This is a genomic window from Actinobaculum sp. oral taxon 183 str. F0552 (assembly GCF_000466165.1).
In the GTDB taxonomy this organism is placed as follows: Bacteria; Actinomycetota; Actinomycetes; order Actinomycetales; family Actinomycetaceae; genus Peptidiphaga.
The window spans coordinates 8,539-30,690 of sequence record NZ_KE951422.1 but is presented as its reverse complement, the minus strand read 5'-3'; the positions used below and the strand labels follow the sequence as shown (position 1 = coordinate 30,690).

General features: G+C 69.4%; 18 protein-coding genes, 1 tRNA gene and 1 pseudogene. 6 read left to right on the top strand and 14 right to left on the bottom strand.

Going from position 1 to position 22,152, the window contains the following annotated elements; genetic code table 11:
• The 7 genes and pseudogenes from HMPREF0043_RS04685 to HMPREF0043_RS04660 all read right to left on the bottom strand — a co-directional run.
• Positions 1–856 (bottom strand): annotated as a pseudogene (locus tag HMPREF0043_RS04685) (hypothetical protein); the annotation flags it as partial.
• 380 nt (positions 857–1,236) lie between these two features.
• Positions 1,237–2,181 carry an NADP-dependent oxidoreductase gene (locus tag HMPREF0043_RS04680; RefSeq protein WP_040317862.1) on the bottom strand — a complete coding sequence of 315 codons (945 nt, stop codon included), beginning with the start codon at positions 2,179–2,181 and terminating at the stop codon, positions 1,237–1,239.
• Positions 2,181–2,324: a hypothetical protein gene (locus HMPREF0043_RS11040; protein ID WP_156897518.1), complete on the bottom strand. Its 144-nt coding sequence runs from the start codon at positions 2,322–2,324 to the stop codon at positions 2,181–2,183. The genes HMPREF0043_RS04680 and HMPREF0043_RS11040 overlap by 1 nt, the downstream gene beginning before the upstream one ends.
• Before the next feature lie 51 nt (positions 2,325–2,375).
• Positions 2,376–2,447, bottom strand: a tRNA-Arg gene (locus tag HMPREF0043_RS04675).
• 163 nt (positions 2,448–2,610) lie between these two features.
• On the bottom strand, positions 2,611–3,504 hold the full coding sequence (locus tag HMPREF0043_RS04670; protein WP_232206032.1) for a universal stress protein: 894 nt from the start codon (positions 3,502–3,504) through the stop codon (positions 2,611–2,613).
• A gap of 258 nt (positions 3,505–3,762) precedes the next feature.
• Positions 3,763–4,644 (bottom strand): C40 family peptidase, encoded by an 882-nt coding sequence (locus tag HMPREF0043_RS10180; RefSeq protein ID WP_051317441.1) that lies wholly within the window; start codon positions 4,642–4,644, stop codon positions 3,763–3,765.
• Positions 4,645–5,505: 861 nt separating this feature from the next.
• Entirely contained in the window at positions 5,506–6,204 is a 699-nt protein-coding gene (locus HMPREF0043_RS04660; protein ID WP_040317871.1) for a metal-dependent transcriptional regulator, read from the bottom strand.
• Between the two features lie 120 nt (positions 6,205–6,324).
• Here HMPREF0043_RS04660 and serC point away from each other — a divergent pair, with 120 nt between their 5' ends.
• Positions 6,325–7,449, top strand: a complete 1,125-nt coding sequence (serC, locus tag HMPREF0043_RS04655; RefSeq protein WP_021601753.1) for a phosphoserine transaminase — start codon at positions 6,325–6,327, stop codon at positions 7,447–7,449.
• 286 nt (positions 7,450–7,735) lie between these two features.
• Here the strand turns inward: serC and HMPREF0043_RS04650 are convergent, their stop codons facing one another.
• The 5 genes from HMPREF0043_RS04650 to HMPREF0043_RS04630 all read right to left on the bottom strand — a co-directional run bounded on the left by HMPREF0043_RS04650 (position 7,736) and on the right by HMPREF0043_RS04630 (position 13,360).
• Complete coding sequence (locus HMPREF0043_RS04650; protein ID WP_021601751.1) at positions 7,736–9,025, bottom strand: MFS transporter; 1,290 nt, start codon at positions 9,023–9,025, stop codon at positions 7,736–7,738.
• Positions 9,026–9,360: 335 nt separating this feature from the next.
• A complete protein-coding gene (locus HMPREF0043_RS04645) occupies positions 9,361–10,839 on the bottom strand; it encodes an NCS2 family permease (protein WP_040317861.1) in 1,479 nt (492 codons plus the stop codon).
• A 137-nt stretch (positions 10,840–10,976) separates the two neighbouring features.
• Positions 10,977–12,215 carry a mannose-6-phosphate isomerase, class I gene (gene manA / locus HMPREF0043_RS04640; RefSeq protein ID WP_156897516.1) on the bottom strand — a complete coding sequence of 413 codons (1,239 nt, stop codon included), beginning with the start codon at positions 12,213–12,215 and terminating at the stop codon, positions 10,977–10,979.
• Between the two features lies 1 nt (position 12,216).
• A complete protein-coding gene (locus tag HMPREF0043_RS04635) occupies positions 12,217–12,993 on the bottom strand; it encodes a DUF3027 domain-containing protein (protein ID WP_021601747.1) in 777 nt (258 codons plus the stop codon).
• A complete protein-coding gene (locus tag HMPREF0043_RS04630) occupies positions 12,986–13,360 on the bottom strand; it encodes a cold-shock protein (RefSeq protein WP_021601746.1) in 375 nt (124 codons plus the stop codon). Before HMPREF0043_RS04630 ends, HMPREF0043_RS04635 begins: the two co-directional genes overlap by 8 nt.
• A gap of 197 nt (positions 13,361–13,557) precedes the next feature.
• Between HMPREF0043_RS04630 and HMPREF0043_RS04625 the strand changes: the two genes are divergently transcribed.
• From HMPREF0043_RS04625 to HMPREF0043_RS04610, 4 genes are all read left to right on the top strand, one after another.
• Complete coding sequence (locus HMPREF0043_RS04625) at positions 13,558–15,558, top strand: TPM domain-containing protein (protein WP_021601745.1); 2,001 nt, start codon at positions 13,558–13,560, stop codon at positions 15,556–15,558.
• A gap of 125 nt (positions 15,559–15,683) precedes the next feature.
• A complete protein-coding gene (locus HMPREF0043_RS04620; protein ID WP_021601744.1) occupies positions 15,684–16,439 on the top strand; it encodes a PspA/IM30 family protein in 756 nt (251 codons plus the stop codon).
• 265 nt (positions 16,440–16,704) lie between these two features.
• Complete coding sequence (locus HMPREF0043_RS04615; RefSeq protein ID WP_040317869.1) at positions 16,705–17,439, top strand: response regulator transcription factor; 735 nt, start codon at positions 16,705–16,707, stop codon at positions 17,437–17,439.
• 39 nt (positions 17,440–17,478) lie between these two features.
• The gene (locus tag HMPREF0043_RS04610; RefSeq protein WP_021601741.1) at positions 17,479–19,116 is read left to right on the top strand and encodes a sensor histidine kinase; all 1,638 of its coding nucleotides are present in this window, start codon (positions 17,479–17,481) and stop codon (positions 19,114–19,116) included.
• 141 nt (positions 19,117–19,257) lie between these two features.
• Here the strand turns inward: HMPREF0043_RS04610 and HMPREF0043_RS04605 are convergent, their stop codons facing one another.
• Together HMPREF0043_RS04605 and HMPREF0043_RS04600 are read right to left on the bottom strand one after the other, a co-directional pair.
• Complete coding sequence (locus tag HMPREF0043_RS04605) at positions 19,258–20,001, bottom strand: lysophospholipid acyltransferase family protein (RefSeq protein WP_021601740.1); 744 nt, start codon at positions 19,999–20,001, stop codon at positions 19,258–19,260.
• Positions 19,998–20,750, bottom strand: a complete 753-nt coding sequence (locus HMPREF0043_RS04600) for an SDR family NAD(P)-dependent oxidoreductase (RefSeq protein WP_021601739.1) — start codon at positions 20,748–20,750, stop codon at positions 19,998–20,000. The genes HMPREF0043_RS04605 and HMPREF0043_RS04600 overlap by 4 nt, the downstream gene beginning before the upstream one ends.
• A gap of 218 nt (positions 20,751–20,968) precedes the next feature.
• On the opposite strand from HMPREF0043_RS04600, the gene HMPREF0043_RS11465 reads away from it, so the two are divergent.
• Positions 20,969–22,152 (top strand): HD domain-containing protein (locus tag HMPREF0043_RS11465; protein ID WP_021601738.1); only part of this gene is annotated, 1,184 nt, incomplete at its 3' end.

The window sequence follows — 22,152 nt, the reverse complement described above, 5'->3', positions numbered from 1 at the left end:
GGTCGCCCGCGCCCCGTTCCGCCTCGGGCGCGCGGTCGCGCCGCTCGGGAGCCGGCAGCGGCGCGGCGACCGTGCGCCGGGCCTGCGGGTCCCCCGCGATCGCGGCCATGACGTCGGACTCCTCGATGTAGGGCTTGACCGTCTCCAAATCGGCCAGAAGCACCTGCCCCGGGTGGATGAAGCTGCCCAGAAGGGCGGCGTCGGCGAAGGCGAAGCCCGGCAGGTAGAGCCGCCCGAGCTCACGCAGCCTGGCCAAAGCCTCGTCTTCGCGAGTGACGTCCGAAGCCAGGGCACGCAGATCGGAGACCTCCTCGGCGTGGATGCCGTGCGCCCGCAGCGCCCGCAGCACGGCGGGGTTCACTTCGCATCGCGCGGTCAGGGTGATGTGGGCGTCGTCGGGTCCGGCGAACTCCAGGCGCGCCGAACGCAGGAGCGCGGCTTCGCGCACGGCTCCGGCAGGCTCGCGTGAGGCGGCCTTCCCCGGCGCGTCGGCACCGGCCTCCTCCCCCGCTCCGGCGGGGGCCTCGCGGCCTCCGTCCGATTCGCCGGCGTCCGGCACGGAGGGGACGTCGGAGGGCTCGTTCCAGGACGCCTGCCCGATGGCGAGGGTCACGGGGGCGTATCCGTACCGCTCGGCGAGGGAGGCGATTCGGCTGTGCAGATCGGCCAGGCGCCCGCGAGCCTCGTGTTGGGCCGTCTCCTCCCTGACTAGGGAGGTCAGCAGGGTGGGCTTGCCCGAGTACAGCTGCGATGCGCCGGTCGGGTGGGGGAAGGAGAGGTCGACGACGGCGGGGTCGTCCGCGTCGATCGGCCGGGATGATTCCTCGGCCACTTTCATGAGCTCGGTATGCCACATGGCATAGGCGAGCGAGAGTTTGGCCCTTCGCGAGACCGAGTCGGAGGAGACGCCGGAGGGTGGCTCGGCCGGAGAGCCCTCCGCCACAGGCTCGGCTGAGGGCGCGGACTCCGGCTCGTCGGTCTCCGCGCGATCTGCGCGGGGATCGTCATCGGTGTGAGCAGCGACATCGGCGCTGGCCGACGATGGCGCTGAAGCCTGCGGCTTCGCGTCTTTCGCTGTTCTGCCGCTTTTGCGGCTTCTCTTGAAGAAAGGACTCACAACTCCACCGTATCCGCCCGGACGGGATTTTTCCCAAACCGCGCCGCACACCCAAGGGGAGACGGCGAAACGGCCCGGCCGTGGGAGACGAGACGCCGGAGGGCCGTCAGGAGGGCAGCTCAGGAGACGTCGACGACCAGCTTCCCGCGGACGTGGCCCCCTCGCAGCTCGGTGTACGCGTCACGCACCGCCTCGGCCTCGAAGGGATACACTCCGGCGATGGAAACCTCGACGGCTCCCTGGGCCACGAGGCCGGCGGCTTGACGGAGATCGTCGGGCCGGGCCCGACGGGAGCCGGTCACCTGGGCCCCCATCGCCGCGGCCTCCCGCGAGGGCACAAGAGTCGCGACGGCCCCCGGCGTCAGCCCGAGCTTCAGCGCCAAGGCAACGTACTCGGCGCCGTGGCAATCGAGCAGCTTGGTGATCGGGGCAGGGGCCGCCGCCTCCACACGCGACTCGACCCCCTCGCCGTATGCGACGGGAATCGCTCCGAGCGATCGGAGGTAGTCCGCATTGCGTTCGCCGGCGATGCCGATAACGGCGGCGCCTCGGCGGACGGCGAGCTGGACCGCGAGCGATCCGACGCCGCCGGACGCCCCGCTGACGACGATGACGTCGCCCTCCGAGAGCTCCAGGGTGCGCAGAGCGCCGGAGGCCGCCTGGGCTGCGACGCCGAGCGCGGCCGCTTCGTGGAAGCCGAGGGCGTCGGGTTTGCGGACGGCCCAGTCCGCCGGGACGACGAGTGCCTCGGCCAGGGATCCGCTGACCATGCCGACGCCGGGAGCCCCCCTCACGGTTCCGAGGACCGCGTCCCCGACCGCGAAGTCTGCCACGCCCTCGCCCACGGCCTCGACGAGACCCGAGTAGTCACGTCCCACTCCCTGCGGCAGCGTCGAGGCGTCGCCTCCCGTCGCTCCGCTGAATATCTTCCAGTCCACCGGGTTGAGGCCCGCCGCCTTGACGGCCAGACGGATCTCGCCGTTCCCGGGAGCCGGCGCGGCGACGTCGGCCATCTCCAGGACCTCCGGGCCGCCGAAGCGCCGGTATTGAATCGCTCGAATCATCAGATCATCCTCCATTTCGCGGCAGGCACCGGAACCGCAGTGCCCGCCATGGCGCAGGCCGATCCGACCGAGATCCCGACGCGGTTCGCGTGCCGATTCGGATCGGAGACGATGGGCAGGCGCTGCAGGCCGCCGATCGCCATGCGATCCTCGGCCGGCGGCGGATCCGCGCGGCATCGCCGGCATCCGCTCGGTGCCCTCGAAAGGATTCGAACCTTCGACCTACCGCTTAGGAGGCGGTCGCTCTTCCCCTGAGCTACGAGGGCGATTGGGCCAGTCTACCCGGACGACCTCCGCCTTGGCACATCATGCCGCCTCGGCGGAGCCGTGCGCCGACGCGGCCATCGCGCCCCGAGCCGACGTCCCAGCCCCGACGCTTCGGCCGGAACCGGCCTCCATACGGCTGGCTCTGCTCAGCGCCTCCCACCTCTATTCGGCGCTGGCCTTCTTACGGCCCCATGGAACGTTGCTCCACGGGGAGTCTTCGTTGACCCCGGTCCTGCGGGGGACCACGATCGTCGGGCACTCGCTGTGGTGGAGCACCGCCTGGCTGGTCGACCCGAGGAGGAGCCCGGCGAAGCCGCCCCGGCCGCGCGTGCCGACGACCAGCAGGTCGACGGCCGTGGAGAACTCGGCGAGCAGCGCGGCGGGATTGCCCTCGATCACGTGGCAGTGGACGTCGACATCGTAGCCCTCGGCAGCCGTCTCCACCGCCTCGTTGAGGCCCGAACGCACGTCGTCGATGACCTCCTGATGGTAGCCCGGACCGGGGACCCACATGGAGCCGCCGAGGTTGATGGCGCTGACGCACGAGAGCTTCGCCCCCCACCTGGCGGCTTCGCGTATCGCCAGTTCCAAGGCGATGCGGGACGTCTCCGACCCGTCGACGCCGCATACGATGTGCTTGGCGGGGACGAGCTCCTCGAGGTCGATTTGGGGCACGACGACCACGGCGCAGTATGCCCGCGACGTCAACGCCGATGCGACCGAGCCGAGCAGCCGGTCGGCGAAGCCTCCGGAACCGCCGCGCGCGCCCACGACGATCCGGGCGACTTTCTTCGAGCGCCCGAGGAGCACCGACCGCGGATCGTCGGATTCGAGCGACGTCTGCACGTCGACGCCGGTCCCGGCGACCTTGGCCCGGGCCGCCTCGATGATCTGGCGAGCGGCGTCTTCGCTCAACCCGCCCTCGCCCCGTTGCCCCGGGTAGCTGGGAACCTGGTGGCAGCAGACGATGTCGAGTACGGCATTGCGAGTTTTGGCCTCATGAGCGGCCCAAATGAGTGCGTTGTCCGAGGCGGCGGAACCATCGACGCCACACACAACCACGTTGTCATGCTGGAAAGCCACGACCCTTACCTCCGATTATCAGTATCACAAAGAATTATAGTCGACGTAAGCCCGCTTCTGAAGATCTGTTCGCGAGTGAGCCGGACAGCCACGGGCCGGCAAGCCTCACACCGGATGGACGAATCGGGATCCAACGGAGCACCGGATGCGGGGAACGTGGCCTGACACCAGGATACACGCATAGGAGGGGCCGGCCCAAGGCCGACCCCTCCGTCGCGTGAAAAGTCTGAATCAGAGAACGCGGATCACAGTAGGTGTTCCGCCAACCCACGAATTCGGGCCAACGCGAGTTCCCATCGATTCGTTCCAAGCGCCGACATTCTTGCCGTTGCCGGCGTAGATGCCGACGTGTCCGGGCCAGTAGAGAATGTCGCCAGGCCGAGCCTGGGAGTAGGGAACGCGGGTACCCGCGGAGAGAACTGACGTGGTGTAGCCTCCAATATTCACGCCGTGCTTGCCGTATACGTAACGGACAAAGCCGATGCAATCCCAGCCCGAGGGAGTGGTGCCGCCCCAGCGATAGGGCGAGCCGACGTAAGAGAGCGCGGTGTTGAGAACGGATGAACCGTTACCCGAAGGAGCGGCAGCCGCCTCCTGAACGGAGGAAGTGTCGGCCTGGCGGGCGGCGATATCGCTCTGCTTGACAGCACCCAACTTGCCGGAAGTGGCAGGGGCTGCCGTGCGAGGCCTAACCGTAGCGCGGGTAAGCGTAGCGGAAGCGGTATCGGACTGCTGCTGCTGCGTGGCAGCGTTGTCCTTCGCCTTCTCCTTGGCGGACTCGTCGACGACGGGCGGCGGGGCCTGGACATTGGCCTTAACCGTCGATACGGACTGCGCGGTTGCGGCAGCACCCTCAACCTGAACCTGCTCGAGCTTCCACGTGGCGTTGGCGGGAGCCGTCACCGCAGTGGTGTTCTTGCTGCCGTCAGCGGTCGAAAGATCGGTAACGCGACCTCCGAAAGCCTTGTCAGATCCATTGTCATCTGCCGAAGCTGTCGGAAGCGCGACGCCGAACATCGTGCCAACGGCCATTGCAGCTGCGAGCCCCCGGCCCGCAGGGGAATTCAGAGCGCTGAGGGCGACATCGCGGTTTATCGCATGGCGTCCGGTCATCTCGGTTTTCTCCTAAATGTTCGTCATTCGCTGGCGGTGTGGGGACCGCTCAACGACTGTCCACGTAGAACAATATCGGGCCTCGCCGAGATTGTCACATTTCGGTAACGGGTCTCCCCGCCCGTCCCCGCGCCCTCGTGACCCTGGTTTTCCCGCAGAATCCCGCGGAATACCGGAGGCGGGCAAGGCGCGAGCACCACCGCATGTGTAACATTCACGACGTTGCGACGCGAACTCGCCGCCTGGGAACCCTTCCCCATCGGGCACGGGGGAATCCCCTGACTTTCCAAGGATTCGGCGAGGTTTCCCGGAACGGCCGCCAGCTCACTCCGGCCCCCGATAGTGTCGTTGTGCACATTCGTGCGTCCTTCTCGCCGTCGCAGCCGTCTTCGTTCGGCCACCCCATCCCCGTCTCACGTCCGCGACGGCATGCGGCTGCGACGGCATGCGCGGCGGGACGAGGCCGACGTCGGCCGGCAAGGAGCTTCGGAGCTCCCCCACCCGCCGGACGGTCCGATGTCGGTGAGCGCAGCATCAATCGACGAGCGGGGCGTCGGGCTGTCCGGTGAGGGCGGCCGCACGAGTGGGCGAAGGCGCCCCGGGGCCCGTGGAAGTCCGAGGTCCAATCCGCCCACGCCGTCGCGTGCGCGACAGGCGCTCGGGGCCCGTGGGGTCTGCGCCGGCGGTAAACGGCCTGCCTATGCGCGATGCCTGCTGCGATGCCGCCGCGCACGCGACTGGGGCTTCGGGCCCCGCTGACGGTGCCTCCCAACGGACTGACGCCCGCCGCGCGAGCTCGCCCTTCGCACCGCTCAGGTGCCGCCTGGCGCCCGCCCGATGCGAGGTCTGCTCGGGCGGCGCCTACTTGACGAACAGATGTGCCTGGTCGAAGACGGTCAGTTCGATGTCGTCGCCGCCTGGGACGCCGGCGCGCACGCCCTTGCCCCGCTTGGTCACCTGCAGCCGGGCCCCGGGCAGTATGCCGGCCTGCTGGAAGCTCGCGAGCAGGCCGGGGTCGGTCTGGACGGCCTCGGCGATGCGCACGAGCGTCACCTCCCGAGAGCCCCCGTCGGCGAGGTTCTTCTTGGCGAGCCACTTCTTCAGGGAGACGAGCCCGGAGTTGGCGGCGGACGTTCCGCGCGGGTCGTCGGAGCCCGGCAGGGGGATCGGATTGCCGTACGGGTCGACGCCGGTCTCCTCCAGGAGGGTCTGCAAGCGCGACTCGACGGCGTCGGACATGACGTGCTCCCAGCGGCAGGCCTCTACGTGGACGTCGGTCCAGGGCATCCCCAGGACGTCGATGAGCAGCCGTTCGGCCAGCCTGTGCTTGCGCATGACATGGACGGCCTGCCGCCTGCCCTCGTCGGTCAGGGAGATGGCCCGGGTGTCCCCCACCCGCAGCAGCCCGTCGCGTTCGAGGCGGGCCACGGTCTCCGACACCGTCGGCTTGGACTGCTCCAAGCGTTCGACGAGCCTGGCCCGCAACGGGACCACGCCCTCCTCCTGAAGCTCGTATACGGCTTTCAGATACATCTCCGATGTGTCAACCAGATGGCTCATCGTCTCTCCCGCATAGTCGACGAACGCCACGGATTCCAACCATTCCCGCGGCCCGTGCCTGTTACGTAGCATACTGGAGCGCCATCTCTGTTTCCGCGCGATATACGGCAGACTTAAGTCATGAAAATAGCGATTCCCACCGACCTGCTTCCCCGCGACGGACGCTTCGGCTCGGGCCCCTCCCGCCAGCGTCCCGGACAGCTCGAACGCGCGTTGGAGGCCAGCGGGCGAATCCTCGGCACGTCCCACCGGCAGCCGCCGGTGAAGAACGCCGTGGCGCGCATCCGCTCCGGCCTCGCCGAGCTCTTCGCGATTCCCGACGGCTACGAGATCCTGCTGGGCAACGGAGGCGCCTCGCTCATATGGGACGCGCTCGCCTTCACCGGGGTCGACTCCCACGCCCAGGCGGCCGTCTGCGGGGAGTTCACGGCCAAGGCCGCCTCGGCCGTGGCGAAGGCCCCGTGGGCCCAGTGCACGAGGATCCAGTCGCCTCCGGGGTCGCTGGCCGTCTGCGACGACGGCCTTCCCGCCGACGCCTACCTCTACGCCCACAACGAGACATCCACGGGGGTGCTCAGCCCGGTGCGGCGTTTCACGGGCGCCGCCGGCGGGAATGCGGGCGGGGCGGCCCTGACGTTCGTGGACGCCACGTCGGCGGCCGGCGGGGTGGAGGTCGACGTGGCGTCGACCGACCTCTACTACTTCTCCCCGCAGAAGTGCTTCGGGGCCGAGGGCGGGCTCTGGCTCGCCGCCGCCTCCCCCGCCGCCCTCGCCAGGGCCGGACGGCTCGCCGCACAGCGACCGGTGCCCGCCATCCTCGACCTGTCCCTGGCGGCGAAGAACTCCCGTGCGAACCAGACGCTGAACACGCCCTCCCTCGTCAACCTCCTGCTCATCGCCGACCAGGCCGAGTGGATGCTGGAGGAGGGCGGGCTGGCCGCGATGGAGGCCCGCACCCGCGAGTCCTCCGGGGTCCTCTACCGCTGGGCCGAAGCCTCGGACTTCGCCGAGCCCTTCGCCCAGCCGGGGGCCAGGTCGAATCTCGTCGTGACGATCGACCTGGACGCGTCCGTCCCCTCCGAGGCGCTGCGCGGGCATCTGCGGGCCAACGGGATCGTGGACGTCGACCCGTACCGTTCGCTCGGCCGGAATCAGATCCGCGTCGGCACGTTCCCCAACGTCCCGGCCGAGGACGTCGCGGCGCTCACCGCGTGCATCGACTACGTGGCCGAGCGCATGGCCTGAATGCGAGCCATCCGGTCCGGGCGCCACCGCGTTCGACTCCCGGGGCATCGTCCGGCCTCCGCGGGCTGAGACGACTCTCCGCGCCCGTGCGGGGCCTTTTCCAGACGCATGCCTTTTCCGGACGCATCGCCCGCCCCAGTGGACTACCAGCGCCTGACGCCCGAGGTCTCTCCGCAGCCGCCCGGCATCGACGACTTCATGGACACCGGAGCATCCGCGCCAGGGCCGGGGCGGTCGGCGCCTACGAGCACACCAGGTGCGCGTCTGCTTCGGCCCGGCGGGACGGCTAGATCTCCCTTGCCCGCTCGACGGGGCCGACGATCTGGACGTGCGGCTGGGAGCGAATGCTGTAGCGTACCGTCACGCCCCAGTGGCGGCGCCCCCACAGGTAGGCCCAGGCGACCATGGCGAAGGCGACGATCGAGCCCATTCCGATTCCCCATCGCGGGCTGGCCACCTCGGCGATCCACCCCACCACGATCGAGCCGATGGGCGAGGTTCCCATGATGACCGTCTGGTAGAGCGACATGACGCGGCCGCGAACGGTCGGCTCGGTGGACACCTGGACGACGGTGTTCGCGCTCGTGAACAGGAGGAGCTGCGTGAAGCCGACGAACATGAGGGACACCGCGAAGGTCGCGTAGGTGGGCATGACGGCGCTGACGCCCGACGTCACTCCGCACAGGCCCGCGGCGACGACGACGGTGCGCGTGCGCGGCGTGGTGCGCCGTCGTGCGGCCATGAGGGCGCCCGTCACGGATCCGACGGCGAGCACCGACCCGAGGATCCCGTATTCGCCCGCGTTCTTGTCGAAGACGGTGCGCGCCATGGCGGCGCTCGTGAGCTGGAAGTTCAGCGTCAGGCACGCGACCGTGCCCAGCACGAGGAAGATCACCGTGAGATCGCCGCGCGAGGCGACGTAGCGCAGACCCTCGCGCACGCGTCCGCGGCCCCGCAGGTCCTCCGGGTCGACCTGCCGCACGTACAGTTCCCCCGTGCGGATCGCCAGGAGAGCGCCGATGGTGAAGACGAAGGACAGGCCGTTGACGACGAAGACCCAGCCGGTTCCCACGGCGGATATCAGGGTGCCGGCCACGGCCGGGCCGATGAGCCGGGCGAGGTTGAAGCCGGTCGAGTTCAGCCCGACGGCGTTGGGCAGGTCCTCGGAGGGGACGAGCTCGGAGACGAAGACCATGCGGGGAGGCCCGTCGAAGGCCGCGACCGTTCCCGTGCCGACGGCGAAGAGGCAGACCTGCCACACCTGCGCTCCGCCGGACAGGACGAGCACGCCGAGGCCCAACGCCAGGAGGGCGAGGCACGACTGAGTGACGAAGAGGATCCTGCGTTTGTCGCACCTGTCGGCGAGCAGCCCCGCGAAGGGGGTGATGAACAGGAGCGGGGCGAACTGCAGGGCGGAGACGAAGCCGACGGCGAAGGCGTCGTCTTCGGTGAGCTCGGCCAGAACCAGCCAGTCCTGAGCGACGATCTGCATCCATGTGCCGATGTTGGCGATGAGCGCCGTGAAGAACCATGTGCGGTAGTTGAAGTGGCGCAGACTGGCGAACGTCCGACCCATGCGTCTCCTGTGTCTCCTCGAAGCCTCGATTCCGTGTGCACCGCGACGCGGCGCGGAAAAGCGCGGTGGGCCAGTCTACTCCCGGTTCGGGGGAACGGCGGCGAGCATGCGGGGCCCGTCGCCGAGCCGAGGGAATGCGGCCCCGGGCGGGCTTCCGTCTGCAGGGCGAGCTCAACCGGAGGGGCGAGATGGCATCCCGGGGGCTTCCGGGCCAGTCCGGAGTAGAGGGGAGAAGTCGCCGAGCTCGGCTTCGCGGGCGGGCCGTGAGCGGAGGGTGCAGGCGGGCTCCCGCGGGCGGCCCGTGAGAAGGGCCGTCGCGATCGCCGGCCGCCGGGCTATTTCAGGCCGAGCAGCCGCTCGATCGGCTCCAGGAGGAAGTAGACGACGAACAGCAGCGAGACGACCCACAGAAGCGGGTGGACCTTGCGGGCCCCGCCGACGGCTGCCTGTATGAGGACGTGGGCGATGAATCCGATGCCGATGCCGACGGTGATCGAATACCCGAAGGGCATGAAGACGATCGTCAGGAAAGCGGGGATGGCCACGGCCAGGTCGGTCCAGTCGATCTTGGAGACCTGCTGCATCATGAGGAATCCGACCGCCACGAGTGCGGGGGCGGCCGCCTCGTTGGGGACGACCGCGGCCAGCGGCGAGAGGAACGTCGCTAAGAGGAAGAAGACGCCGGTCGCCACGGAGGCCAGGCCCGTCCGCGCGCCGTCGGCCACCCCGGTCGCGGACTCGATGTAGGCGGTGTTCGAGGAGACGCCGCCCACTCCCCCGGCCACCGCCGCCAAGGAGTCGACGAGGAGGATGGAGCGGGTCTTCGGCGGGTCGCCGTTTTCGTCGAGCAGGTCGCCTTCGGCGCCCACGGCCACCATCGTGCCCATCGTGTCGAAGAAGTCCGCGAGCATGACGCTGAAGGAAAGCACGACGACCGCCACGATTCCCAGCTTGTGGAAGGAGCCGAGGGGCGAGACCTGCCCGAGCGTGGCGAAGTCCGGAGCGGTGACGGGGCTGCCCTTGAGGGCCGGAGTCGTCAGACCCCACCCGCCGGAGGGCTTGGCGCTGACCTTGAAGAGGGCCTCCACGATGAGCGCGCACGCCGTGGAGAAGACGATCCCGATGAGGATCGCGCCGTTGACGCGGCGGACCATGAGCACTGCGGTCAGGGCCAGGCCGGCCACGAAGACGAGGAGCGGCCAGGTGGACAGGGAGCCGTTGACGGCGAAGACCAGGGGCGGGGAGTCGACGCGGTCGGGGCTCTTGTGCACGATTCCCGCGTTCACCAGCCCGACGAAGGTGACGAACAGGCCGATGCCCACGGAGATGGCGGTGCGCAGATAGCGCGGCACGGCGCGGAAGATGGCCTCGCGCAAGCCCGTCAAGACGAGCAGGACGATGACGACGCCCTCGATGACGACGATGCCCATCCCGTCGGCCCACGTCATGCCGGGGAGCTGGACGATCGTGGCCGCCACCATGGTGTTCAACCCGAGGCCGGCCGCCAGCGCCAGAGGGAAGTCGGCGACCCCTCCCATGAGGATGGACATGACCCCGGCGACGAGCGCGGTGCCCGCGGCGATGGCGGCCTTGTTCGGACCGCTCCCGCCGCCCAGATAGGCGCCCGTCGAGTCGGGGCCGGAGAGGATGATGGGGTTGAGGACGAGGATGTAGACCATCGCGAAGAAGGTGACGAGGCCTCCGCGTATCTCCCGCAGCGGCGTCGTACCGCGTTCGGCGAGGCGGAAACAGCGGTCCAGGACGCCCGTGCGTCCGGCAGATGGGGTTGCCGAGCCCGCGTGTGATGTGGTCACTCCCCTTAGTTTCACATAACGATCGCGCAAAGCGGAAATTCATCCCACATTTTGGAACGGACGGTCCACAACTGCACCCGGGCCCCGGAGCCCGTCACGGGCGAGGGCCGGCGCGAACGCCGTCGAGGCGAGGACGGTCACGGGACGGCGGCCTGGACGAGGTGGCCGAAGCCGCGCGCCGCCAGCGGGCCGTCGCAGGAGGGGACGAACACGGCCTGCCCGGCGGAGACGTCCACGACCTGGCCGTTGGCTTCGAGCTGGGCCGCGCCGTTCAGGCACACGACGGTGCGCGGGCCGACGCCTCGGATTCGCTCCCGGACGTTCGCGTCGCGCAGATGCACGTCCGACAGCTCGAAGTCGTCGACGGGCGCATAGAAGGTCGACACCGCCCGGGAGACCCGCTCGGGCGCGATCCGCGTGGGAGGCGAGGCGGTCGGGTCGAGGATGCGCAGGAGTTCGGGGACGTCGACGTGCTTGTGCGTCAGCCCGGCGCGCAGGACGTTGTCCGAGGAGGCCATGATCTCCACGCCCACGCCGCTGAGGTAGGCGTGGACCGTGCCGGCCGAGAGGAAGAGGGCCTCCCCCGTCCGCAGCGTGACGGGGTTGAGCAGCAGCGACGCGACGACGCCCGGGTCCCCCGGATACCGCTCGGCCAGGCGCACGACGATTGAGTCGGCCCGGCGCGACGGCGACTCCCCGGCGCGCAACCGCCGCTCGCACGCGACGGCGACCTCGGCGACGGCGTCGGCGCCGGGGCGGGTCGGCTCGGATAGGAGGAATTCGAAGGCTCCGCGCACTCCGCGCGAGCGCAGGACGCGGCGCAGGTCGTCGGTCAGCGGCGTCCCGAGCGCCTCGATCACCTCGCCTATGCGGCGCCTGGCCCGGAATCCCGCCAGGGCCTGGAACGTCGACAGAGCGTAGACGAGCTCCGGCTTGTGGTTGCGATCCTTGTAGTTGCGCCTCGGGTCCCGGTGGGGGACGCCCGCGGCCTCCTCGGCCGCGTATCCCTCCTCCGCCTGGGCGATGGACGGGTGCACCTGGAGGGACAGCGGCTGGGCGGGCGCGATGAGCTTGAGCAGATAGGGGAGCCTGGCGCCGTAGCGTTCGACGACCGACTCCCCGAGGATGAGATCCGGGTCCTGCGCCACCCACTCGTCCAGACTCGGCCCCACGGCGCGCGGCGCGACCCTGGAGGGATAGAGCTGCGACTCGTCGAAGATCGAGTGGACGCGCCCCACCGAGGCCGGATCGTCGGGATGCGCGCCGAGCCAGACCTCCGCGACGGGCCCCTCGGCGGCCTCTTTGCCGAACAGCTCCGGGATGGCGCGGAGGGAGCCCCATTCGTAGGCGCGCACGCGCCCCTGCAGCATCCTCACGTCAGGCCTGCGATCCCTTGACGATCTCCATGTCGAACTCGTTGACCACCGGAGCCGCCGGCTCCCACATCCTCGCCTGCGCGGGCGCATCGGTCTCCGAGTGCGAGCCGCACCCGTGATCGTAGGAGACGACCCGGCCGTCGTAAGCGGACCATTCGTTCGCGCACACCCCGAAAACCGCCCGCGCCGCCCCGTCCATGCGCATCAGGAAGCCGCACGAAGAGCACGTGGCCCTCGCGGCGCGCGTCCCAGGGGTGTTCGGCCCGGCGTCGCCTTCGTACCAGCGTTCGAAGGCGGCCTTCCGGCCCAGCGGGGAGAGCACCCGGGGCCTTCCCAGGCCGAGTTCGAAGGCCTCCAGCCTGTCGGCCTCCTCCCCCGTCTCCTCGAACCCCTCCTCCAGGCGCGGGTCGTCGGCCCGATAGGGCAGGCGGTCGGTCGGGGAGATGTCGGAGGGCTCGACGCGGTCGGCCCACGGAATCCAGTCGGGCGCCAGGAGGGCGTCACTGCCCGGGCACAGCGACATCTCGTCCACCGACACCTTGGAGGAACGGGGCACCCGCGAGAGGGTGACGGTCCAGTACCAGTGGGGGTATCCCGGCAGCAGGCAGTCGAAGGCGTGGGTGATCACGCGCTCCCCCTCGACGACGACGCCCCGGTGCTCCCCGACGTTCTCCGGGCGGGTCAGGTCCGACAGCGCCTGGCGGGCGAACTCGACCGCCTCCACGAGGATCCTCTCCCGGCCCGCCTTGGCGACCGGGGTGATCCGGGGGTCAGGCATCGAAATCATCCGCCAGGGCGCGCAGCGCGGCGGCGATGCGATGCCCGCCGTCGGGGTAGCGTCCGCGGCGCAGCTGTGTGGAGGACTTGTCGAGGATCTTGATGAGGTCCTCGACGATGGGAACCATCGCCTCGGGCTTGCGGCGGTTCTTGCGGGCGAGCGACTCGACCTTGGCCTTGGGCGTCACCGTCAGCGCCTGCGGCCCCCGCCGGGTCTCGGCGACCCCGAACTCGACGCGGGTGCCCGCGCGAACGCGAGCCCCTACGGGCAGGGCCGAGGCGGCGAAGTAGACCTCTGCTCCGTCGTCGCCGGCGATGAAGCCGAAACCCTTCTTCTCGTCGAAGAACTTGACCTTCCCCGTGGGCACGTCACACCAACTTTCGTCTCTGCGATCTGGAACGGCAAGCATTCCTGCGGACATTCTAACGGGTGAACGCGAGCCTCCACCCTCGGCGGAATCCCCCGGCACGATCCCCGCCGACCCCAACTGGTAGCGTGAAGGGCCGGGGAGGAATCCTCCAACCCTCCATTGCTAGAATCCACCCGACAGATGAGAATCGAAGAATGAAGATGCCCAAGAGACCCGGCCGCGCGGCCTGGGCGCGCGCGATTGCGGCTCCGCTGATCTTTGCCTCCAGTTTCGCCCTCTTCCCGGCGGCATCGGCCGAGGAACCCTTCGCCGTGACGTCGATCGTGACCGACAGGACGGACTCCGTGAACACCGGGAAAGTCGAGACGGCGCTCAATCGGATGCAGGACAAGACGGGCAAGTCCCTGCGCGTCGTCCTGGTCGAGGACTTCGGCTCGACGAGCTCCGGCCAATGGGCCACGAAGGCCTTCACCAGATCGGGCCTCGGCCCCAAGGACGCAATCCTCGCCATAGCCACGAACACCCGCCAGTACTCGTTCAAGAGCGGCAGAGACGGCCTGAGCAGAAACGATCTGAGGAAGGCGCTCAACGGATCCGTGCGCTCGCGGTGGCGGGCCGGGAAATGGGAGAGCGGGATCGTCAAGCTCGCGGACAACGTCGTCGACGCCAACACGACGGACTGGGGCGGAATCGCCCTGGGAGTCGGCGGGGTCGCCCTGGCGGGCGGGGCCGTGGCCGGCGGGGTCGTCGTCGCCCGGAGGCGCAAGGCCAAGAAGGCCGAGCTCGACGCCGCGCAGAATCTGCAAGCCCTCGCCACACGGGCCTCCACCCAGCTCCTGCAGACCGACGACCGGGTGCGCTCGGCGGCGGCCGAGCTGGAGTTCGCCCGCGCCGAGTTCGGCGTGGAGGCCACCCGGGAGTTCGACGCCGCCCTCGGCAGGGCCCGGGACGCCGTTCAGAGGGCCTTCGTCATCCGCCAGAGGCTGTACGACGACATCCCCGAGACCCCGGCCCAGGCCAAGAGGATGAACGAGGACATCCTCAAGCTCGTCGAGACGGCGCACTCGTCGATATCCGCCCAGGAGGAGGGCTTCCGCAAACTCCGCGACCTCTCCTCGCGAGTCGACTCCCAGCTCGACGATCTGGAGTCCAGGGCGGCCGAGATCGACTCGCAGAGCGCCGTCCTCGTCGCCCAGATCGACCAACTCGCCCTTCAGCACGGAGAGGCCGCGGTCTCCACGCTGCGGACCTACCCCGAGCAGATCGCGACGTTCACGGACAGCGCACGGTCCTCCATAGCCTCCGGACGCGAGCAGATCGCCCAGGGCAACAGGAATCAGGCCGTCCCCTACATGCGACTCGCCGAGGAGGCCCTCTCCCACGCCTCCAAACGCGTGGACGAGATCGGGAACGCGGGTCAGACCCTCCAGCAGGGCGCGGCGAGGCTGCGCCAGGCGCTGACCTCCATCTCCTCCGATGTGGAGGACGCCAAGCGCCTCGGCGGGGACGACCAGGAGATCGCCGCCTGCCGGGCCGAAGCGGAAAGGCTGATCGCCGAGTACTCAGGACGGAACGCGGACCCCATCAAGGCAGTCTCCGAGCTGACGACGGCCGAGGACGCGCTGGACGCCGCGCTGGCGGCGGTACGCTCGGAGGAGGAGAGGCGCAAGAAGGAGGAGGAGGCCGCCGATCGCAACCGCTCGATGGCCTCCACCGTCGCCTCCAACGTCGACGGATACGTCGACCAGTATTCGCGCTACATCACGACGAGGACCCGATCCCTCCTGGCCTCGGCCCGGACCGATCTGTCCGCGGGCGACGAGGCGACCTCCGCCGAGGAGAGGGCCAGGCATTACAGCACGGCCCTCGCCAGGGCTCGGGAGGCCGAGGCGATGGCCCATGAGGACGTGGAGAAGGCCACGCACAGCTACCGCCGCGATCACTTCTGGGACGACGGAGGCCGCCGCCGCGGAGGAGGAGACGGCATGGGCGGCCTGATCGCCGGCATGATCCTCGGATCCCTGTTCAGCGGCGGCCGGTCGGATGGCGGGTACCACCACTCCTCCGACAGCGACGACGGCGGCTTCTTCGGCTTCGGCGGCGGAGACGGCGGCCTCTTCGACTTCGGCGGAGACGGCGGCCTCTTCGACTTCGGCGGAGACGGCGGCGGGGACAGCGACGGCGGCTCCTTCTGACCGCGGCCGGGCGGCGTCGCCTCCAGGCCCCCGCCGACTCCGCCCGGCCGGGTCGGCGCGTCGAGCGTCGCTACCTCGGCCGCATACAATCGTGACAACCGACTCAATCGAAAGGCACCACTCCCATGGCAGAGAAGCAGACAATCCTCGGGCGCATCGCCCAGCTCGCCAAGGCGAACATCAACGCCCTCCTGGACCGCGCCGAGAATCCCCAGAAGATGCTGGATCAGATGGTTCGCGACTACACGAATTCCATCGCCGAGGCGCAGGACGCCGTAGCCGTGACCATCGGCAACCTCCGCCTCGCACAGGCCGACTACGCCGAAGACGTCAAAGACGCGCGCGAGTGGGGGCAGAAGGCTCTCGCTGCCTCGCGCAAGGCCGACGAATACCGCATCGCGGGCAAGGGCGGAGAGGCCGCCAAGTTCGACAACCTCGCCAAGATCGCGCTGACCAAGCAGATCGCCTCCGAGAAGGAGGCCAAGGACGCCGAGCCGATGATCCAGTCGCAGGAGGAGGTCGTCGCCAAGCTGAAGACGGGCCTCGACCAGATGCGGGCCAAACTCGACGAGCTGAAGAACAAGCGCGACCAGCTGATCGCCCGAGCGAAGACGGCCGAGGCCCAGAACAAGGTCCAGGACGCCATCGCCTCGATCAACGTGCTCGACCCCACGTCGGAACTCGGCCGCTACGAGGAGCAGGTCCGCCGCCAGGAGGCTCTGGCGATGGGCAAGTCCGAGGTCGCCGTCTCCTCCCTCGAGGCGCAGTTCGCCGAGTTGGAGGACCATTCCCAGGATCTGGAGGTCGAAGCCCGGCTCGCCGCCCTCAAGAGCGGCGAGCAGCCCGCGCAGATCGAGTCCCGGGACTTCACCGCGTACTGACGCCGACGCCGGAGCGGTGCCGACGCCGGAGCGGTACTCGGCGTTGACGCCGCGCCCGCGGTGGGCGCCGGATCTGCCTCGGACTTGGCGTCTGTCGGGCATGCCGCGCGCGGTCGGGCGGCGGAGACGCCCCCGACCGCCGCCGGTGGGCGTCTCCGCTCCGGGAACCCGCCCCGGCTGATTCGCTTCGAACGGTCACGGAGCGGCCATGCGCGTATCGCTTTCGATCAGGGAACTCCCAGAAACCTTGGGTTCAATGGTCGGCATGACGGACAAGCAGCCAGAGGCAACGATCCTCGTGGTAGACGACGAACCCTCGATCCGCGAGCTCCTGTCGGCTTCGCTGCGCTTCGCAGGCTTCGACGTGCTCGCCGCGGCCGATGGCCGCGAGGCGCTCGACCACCAATCGGGGACCCACATCGACATCGCCGTCCTGGACATCATGCTCCCCGACGCGGACGGCTTCACGATCCTGCGCAGGCTCCGCGAACACGACCCCGAGCTCCCCGTCCTGTTCCTGACGGCTCGGGACGACGTCAAGGACAAGATCCAGGGCCTGACGGTCGGCGGAGACGACTACATCACCAAGCCCTTCTCCCTGGAGGAGGTCGTCGCCCGGATCCGCGCAGTCCTGCGGCGCACCCGCCCCAGCGGCGAGTCAGCCGTGCTGCGCTACGCCGATCTGGAGCTCAACGAGGAGACCTACGACGTCTCGCGGGCCGGCCGCAACGTCGACCTCTCTCCCACGGAGTTCAAGCTGCTGCGCTATCTGATGATCAATTCCGAACGGGTCGTGTCGAAAATGCAGATCCTCGACCACGTCTGGGATTACGACTGGGAGGGGGAGATCTCGATCGTCGAGTCCTACATCTCCTACCTGCGGCGCAAGATCGACTCGCCCGACGCTCTGGGCATCACCGATCCGGCGAAGGCCAAGGCCATCGTTCCGCTCATCCACACCAAACGCGGAATCGGCTACGTCCTGCGCGGAGCCAGGTAGTCCGTGCCGGAGTCCGCCGCCCATGCGCCTCGCCCGAAAGTGCGGCGCACCCTGACGTTCAAGCTTCTGGCAACCAACGTCTTCCTCCTGGCGATCGTGATCGCCGCGCTGAGCGTCACCACGGTGACGATGCTGCGTTCCTACCTCATGCGCACGCTCGACTCCGAGCTTCAGACGTCCGGGCAGGCTGTGGCCAAGCAGGCCGTGACGGAGATCCTCACCGCCAGGCAGCCCACCGAAGACAGCAAGCTCAACCTGTCCGAATACTACGTGTACACGACGCTGGAGAAGTCCCCGGGCAACGGGCTCTACCGCATAGAGTACGATCCGCGCTCGCGCATCGCTCCGTCGACTCGGGAGCGTTACGGCCAGCCCAAGAACCCCGGGAAGCTCGTCGAGCGCCTCGGGGGCCGCGGGGGCACCACGGTCGCGGGGACGCAGGACGGCAGCAAGTGGCGTGCGCTCCGGCTGAACGTGTACGACCACGACGGAACCTACTCCGGCCGGCTCATCATCGCCCGCCCGCTCGCGCCGATCGACAAGACGGTGATGGAGGTCGCGTGGCTCACCGGCTTCGCCAGCGCGACGATCATCGTCCTCGGCACGTGCATCGCCTACCTGCTCATCCGCTCCTCCCTGCGCCCCTTGCGGGGCATCGAGCGCGCCACCCACACGATCGCCGACGGCGACCTCTCCCGCCGCGTCCCGGGAGGCAAAGAGGGCTCAGAGGTGGCCATGCTCGCCGACTCGATCAACGCCATGCTCTCCCAGATCGAGCAAGCCTTCGACGTCAAGGAGCGCTCCGAGGCCAAGATGCGCCAGTTCGTCTCGGACGCCTCCCACGAGCTGCGCACCCCGCTGGCGACCGTCCGCGGCTACGCCGAGCTCTACAGGATCGGCGGGGTCGAGGATGGCGACGTCCCCCAGACGATGGACAGGATCGAGTCCGAGGCGCACCGGATGGGCGGACTGGTCGAGGACCTCCTCCAGCTTGCGCGCCTGGACGAAGGGCGCCCCCTGAACTTCACGGACGTCTGCGTCACCGAGCTGTGCATGAACGCGGTCATGGACTTCCGCGTCCGCGCCGGCGACCGCACCGTCACCGTGACCGGGCTCGACGGGCCGGCCGCGCCGGAGGTGACGGTCACCGCCGACGAGGACAAAGTCATCCAAGTCGTCACCAATCTGCTGTCCAACGTCCTGACCCACACCCCCGCCGGGACGCCCGTCGAGGTCGCCATCGGCCGCCGCGGCGGCGAGGCGGTCATCGAGGTGCGCGACCACGGCCCGGGCGTGCGCCCGGAGGACGCCGAGCACCTCTTCGAGCGCTTCTACCGCGCGGACTATTCGCGGTCGAGGGCCTCGGGGGGATCGGGCCTCGGCCTGGCGATCGTCGCCTCGGTGATGGCCGCGCACGGCGGAACCGCCCGCGTGGCGGAGACCCCCGGCGGGGGCCTGACCGTGCGCCTGATGTTCCCCGCGAACGCGGCGGCCGGAGGGGACGCGCCGACGGCCGGAGGCGGCGCGAAGGCGAAAGCCGGACGCCCGAAAGCCGAGCGGGAGGCGCCGGCGGCCGAGAGGAACGGGACGAACGGGGGCGCGGCTGCCTCGAGTTCGCAGGAGTCGCCCGGCGGGCGGCAGACGCCGGAGGGAAGGGATGAGGCGTCGGAGGGATGAGGCGCGTAGGCCGACGTCCGCGTAGGCCAACGTCCGCGCCCGGTCCGCCCACGCTCCGGGATCGGCTGAAGGGCTGGGCCGGCCACTGGCCGGCGGGCGGTCAGCTGGGACCGTCGGTCGCCCGTATAAGCCGCCGCCCGGCTAGGCGGCGTCGTCGGCTTCGCCGAAGGGCGAGCTGCCGTCCTTCTCGACCGGGTGGGGCGTGTGCTGGTCGAGCATGAGCTCGATGGCGTGGAAGACCCTCCCCATGAAATCATCGGCGCTCTCCCCTTCCCTTCCCCGCATCGGCGCGCCGATGAACAGGAAGACCTCCGAGCGCAGCTTGGGGAAGAAGGAGCCGACCGGCATCGCCTCGTGCCCGCCGAGCATGGCGATCGGCACGAGCGGCACCCCGACTTGCATCGACAGGGCCGCGGCGCCGGATTTGAACTGTCCGATGTCGCCGGTGCGGGATCGGGTCCCTTCGGGGAAGACGAGGATGGGCACTCCCGCGCGCAGGAGCCGACCCGTCATCCCCGCGGCCCTGCCGTGCTCGGCGGTTTCGCGTTTGCCTTTGCGCTCGATCGGGTAGGAGTTGAAGAACACCGAGGTCAATGCCGAGATTCCGCGCCTGCGGTAGAAGTAGTCGGCCGCCGCGCCGGTCGCCAGGCGCTCGGTCAACCATTCGGGCAGCAGCGAGAAGACCATCGGCGCGTCCAGGTGCGAGGAGTGGTTGGGGACGAGGATGAAGGCGCCTTCCAGGCCGTGGACGTTCTCCTCGCCCAGAACCGTCGACTTGAGGACGATGGACATCGCGGGCCGTGTCATGTACTTGCGGACGCGCCGCCTCCTCCTCGCCTTCTTGGCGTCGAAGTAGGGGTCGAGCGGCTCGAGTTCCTGGCTCATCGGTCGCGGCCTCTGTTGATCTTCGCGACCACGGCGTTCACGGCCCGTCTGGGCCCGTGGGCCGCCAGCGACGATATGACTTTGAATTTGAGGGACGGCGTGACGCTCGTCTTGCCGGCGTCGACGGCGGCGAGGGCGGCGCGGGCGACGTCGTCGGCGTCGAGCCAGATGAAGCCGGGGAGGTTGGACGTGGAGATGTGCGAACGCTCGTGGAACTCCGTGCGCACCCAGCCCGGCATGAAGGTCAGGACGCGCACGCCGTGCGGTTCGAGTTCGATCGTCAGGGATTCCGACCACGTCTTGACCAGCGACTTGATCGCCGAGTACAAGCCCATCGGCACGAGCCCCGACACCGAGGCGGTGTTGACGATGACCCCGTGCCCGCGTCCCTTCATGGCCGCTCCCGCCGCGGCGCCGATGCGCACGACCGCCGTGCCCATGAGGAAGATCGCGTCCTCCAGGGGTTTCGTGTCCTCCGTCGCGAGTTCGTGGTGCAAGCCCTGGCCGGCGTTGTTGACCAGCACCTCGACCGGACGGTCCGCGAGGCGTTCGCACACGGCGAGGACGCCGCCGTCCGTCCCCAGATCGGCGGCCAGGACGTCGCAGTCGACTCCGTACACGCGGGCGAGGGCGCCGCTCACATCGTCTAGGCGCGCCCGATTGCGGGCGACGAGGGTGAGGTCACAGCCCCGGGCGGCCAGCGCCTTGGCGAATGCGAGGCCGATTCCCGAGGTACCGCCCGTTATCAATGCGCGGCCGCGTAGCGGCGACGAGGCCGGTCGCTTCGAAAACTTCACACCACTACGTTAGGTCATTGCGGGGCGGGTAGGCGATTTCATTCGGGCGATAATCCAAGACAGCGCGATTCGTTCCCTCGGGGTGGCCGGAGGGAATCTTTCCCATCCTCAACGAGTAGGCGTTTTCACTTTCGGAGACTAGTATGGCAGACCTGAAGTCAGGAGGTCGGATGCAATTCGAGGTTCCCCAATGGCTCCCCCCAGCCTTTGTGCGAGCCGTTCAGGGGGCGGGTTCCCCGCTCCCCAGGGAAGATCTGGTCGCCGCCTGCGCCGCGATCCTGGAGCGCTGGTCGACTCCCGACCGCGTCTACCACGGCGTCCAGCATCTCATCGACACGGCGGCCATGCTGGAGACTCTCATCCCCGAGACCCACGAACCGGGCCTCGTCCGCCTGGCCGCGTGGTACCACGGCATCGTCTTCTCCACGGACACGACCATGGCCTACAACGGCAACGCCGGGGAGGACGAAGCCTCCTCGGCGGAGTTCGCCCGGGCCGACCTCCTGCGGTTGGGCGTGTGCGAGAAGAAGGCGAAGCGAGTGGCCGACCTCGTCAAGGGCCTCCGGTCGACACCCGAGACCCGGCCCGACGAGAGCGCGCAGCTCGACGCCATCGACATCGACCTTCTCGCCCTCCGCGACGCCCACATGGGCACGCTCTCGGTCGACCCCCAGCGGTACAAGAAGTACACGGCGTGCATCAGGAAGGAGTACCTCCACATCCCGGTGGTGGACTTCCTGCAGGCCCGGAGGAAGATCGTCGAACGGCTGCTCGGGCGCTCCAAGCTCTTCATCACCCCTCTGGCCCAGCAGTGGGAGGAGCCGACCCGCGAGAACCTCAACGCCGAGGCCATCCGGTTGGCCGCGAAGCTGGAAGTCGTAGAGCGCGAGGGAGCAGAGCATGCAGCCCTCGACGACTCCGCCTGGATCGCCGATTCCTCCGCTTCGCCGTCGACCGGCAGCCTCACGCGGGTGTCCGACGACGGACCGGCTGCGAGGATCCCACCCGCCCAGCGCCGCGACCTCAGGGACACGCTCTCGAGCCTGGAGGCCTGCGGTGAGCGCATCGACCCCGGCGAGAAGGCTCCTCCCGCGGATCTCACGTCCGAAGAGCTCAAGCAGCGCAAGCGCGAGCTGCTCGCCGCCAAAGTGCGCAAGCGGGTCGAGGACCGCCACAGCGCCCGCGCCCGGAGCGCTCCGGCCGTGCAGCAGCCGCCGGTGGCGGCGCCCGTCGCAGTGGCCTCGCCGGTGAATCCCGTGGCGGTCTCCTCCGACGCACCGGCTTGCGCGTCCGCTACGGCGGTCGCATCGCCGTCCCCGGCCGCTCCCGTGGCGGCCGTGCCCACCGCTACCAC

Excerpts from the sequence above, each read along its gene's own strand:
- HMPREF0043_RS04680 (WP_040317862.1), bottom strand. The coding sequence starts at position 2,181 with ATGATTCGAGCGATTCAATACCGGCGCTTCGGCGGCCCGGAGGTCCTG.
- HMPREF0043_RS11040 (WP_156897518.1), bottom strand. The coding sequence starts at position 2,324 with ATGGCGATCGGCGGCCTGCAGCGCCTGCCCATCGTCTCCGATCCGAAT.
- HMPREF0043_RS10180 (WP_051317441.1), bottom strand. The coding sequence starts at position 4,644 with ATGACCGGACGCCATGCGATAAACCGCGATGTCGCCCTCAGCGCTCTG.
- HMPREF0043_RS04660 (WP_040317871.1), bottom strand. The coding sequence starts at position 6,204 with ATGAGCCATCTGGTTGACACATCGGAGATGTATCTGAAAGCCGTATAC.
- serC (WP_021601753.1), top strand. The coding sequence starts at position 6,325 with ATGAAAATAGCGATTCCCACCGACCTGCTTCCCCGCGACGGACGCTTC.
- HMPREF0043_RS04650 (WP_021601751.1), bottom strand. The coding sequence starts at position 9,025 with ATGGGTCGGACGTTCGCCAGTCTGCGCCACTTCAACTACCGCACATGG.
- HMPREF0043_RS04635 (WP_021601747.1), bottom strand. The coding sequence starts at position 12,993 with ATGCCTGACCCCCGGATCACCCCGGTCGCCAAGGCGGGCCGGGAGAGG.
- HMPREF0043_RS04625 (WP_021601745.1), top strand. The coding sequence starts at position 13,558 with ATGAAGATGCCCAAGAGACCCGGCCGCGCGGCCTGGGCGCGCGCGATT.
- HMPREF0043_RS04620 (WP_021601744.1), top strand. The coding sequence starts at position 15,684 with ATGGCAGAGAAGCAGACAATCCTCGGGCGCATCGCCCAGCTCGCCAAG.
- HMPREF0043_RS04615 (WP_040317869.1), top strand. The coding sequence starts at position 16,705 with ATGACGGACAAGCAGCCAGAGGCAACGATCCTCGTGGTAGACGACGAA.
- HMPREF0043_RS04605 (WP_021601740.1), bottom strand. The coding sequence starts at position 20,001 with ATGAGCCAGGAACTCGAGCCGCTCGACCCCTACTTCGACGCCAAGAAG.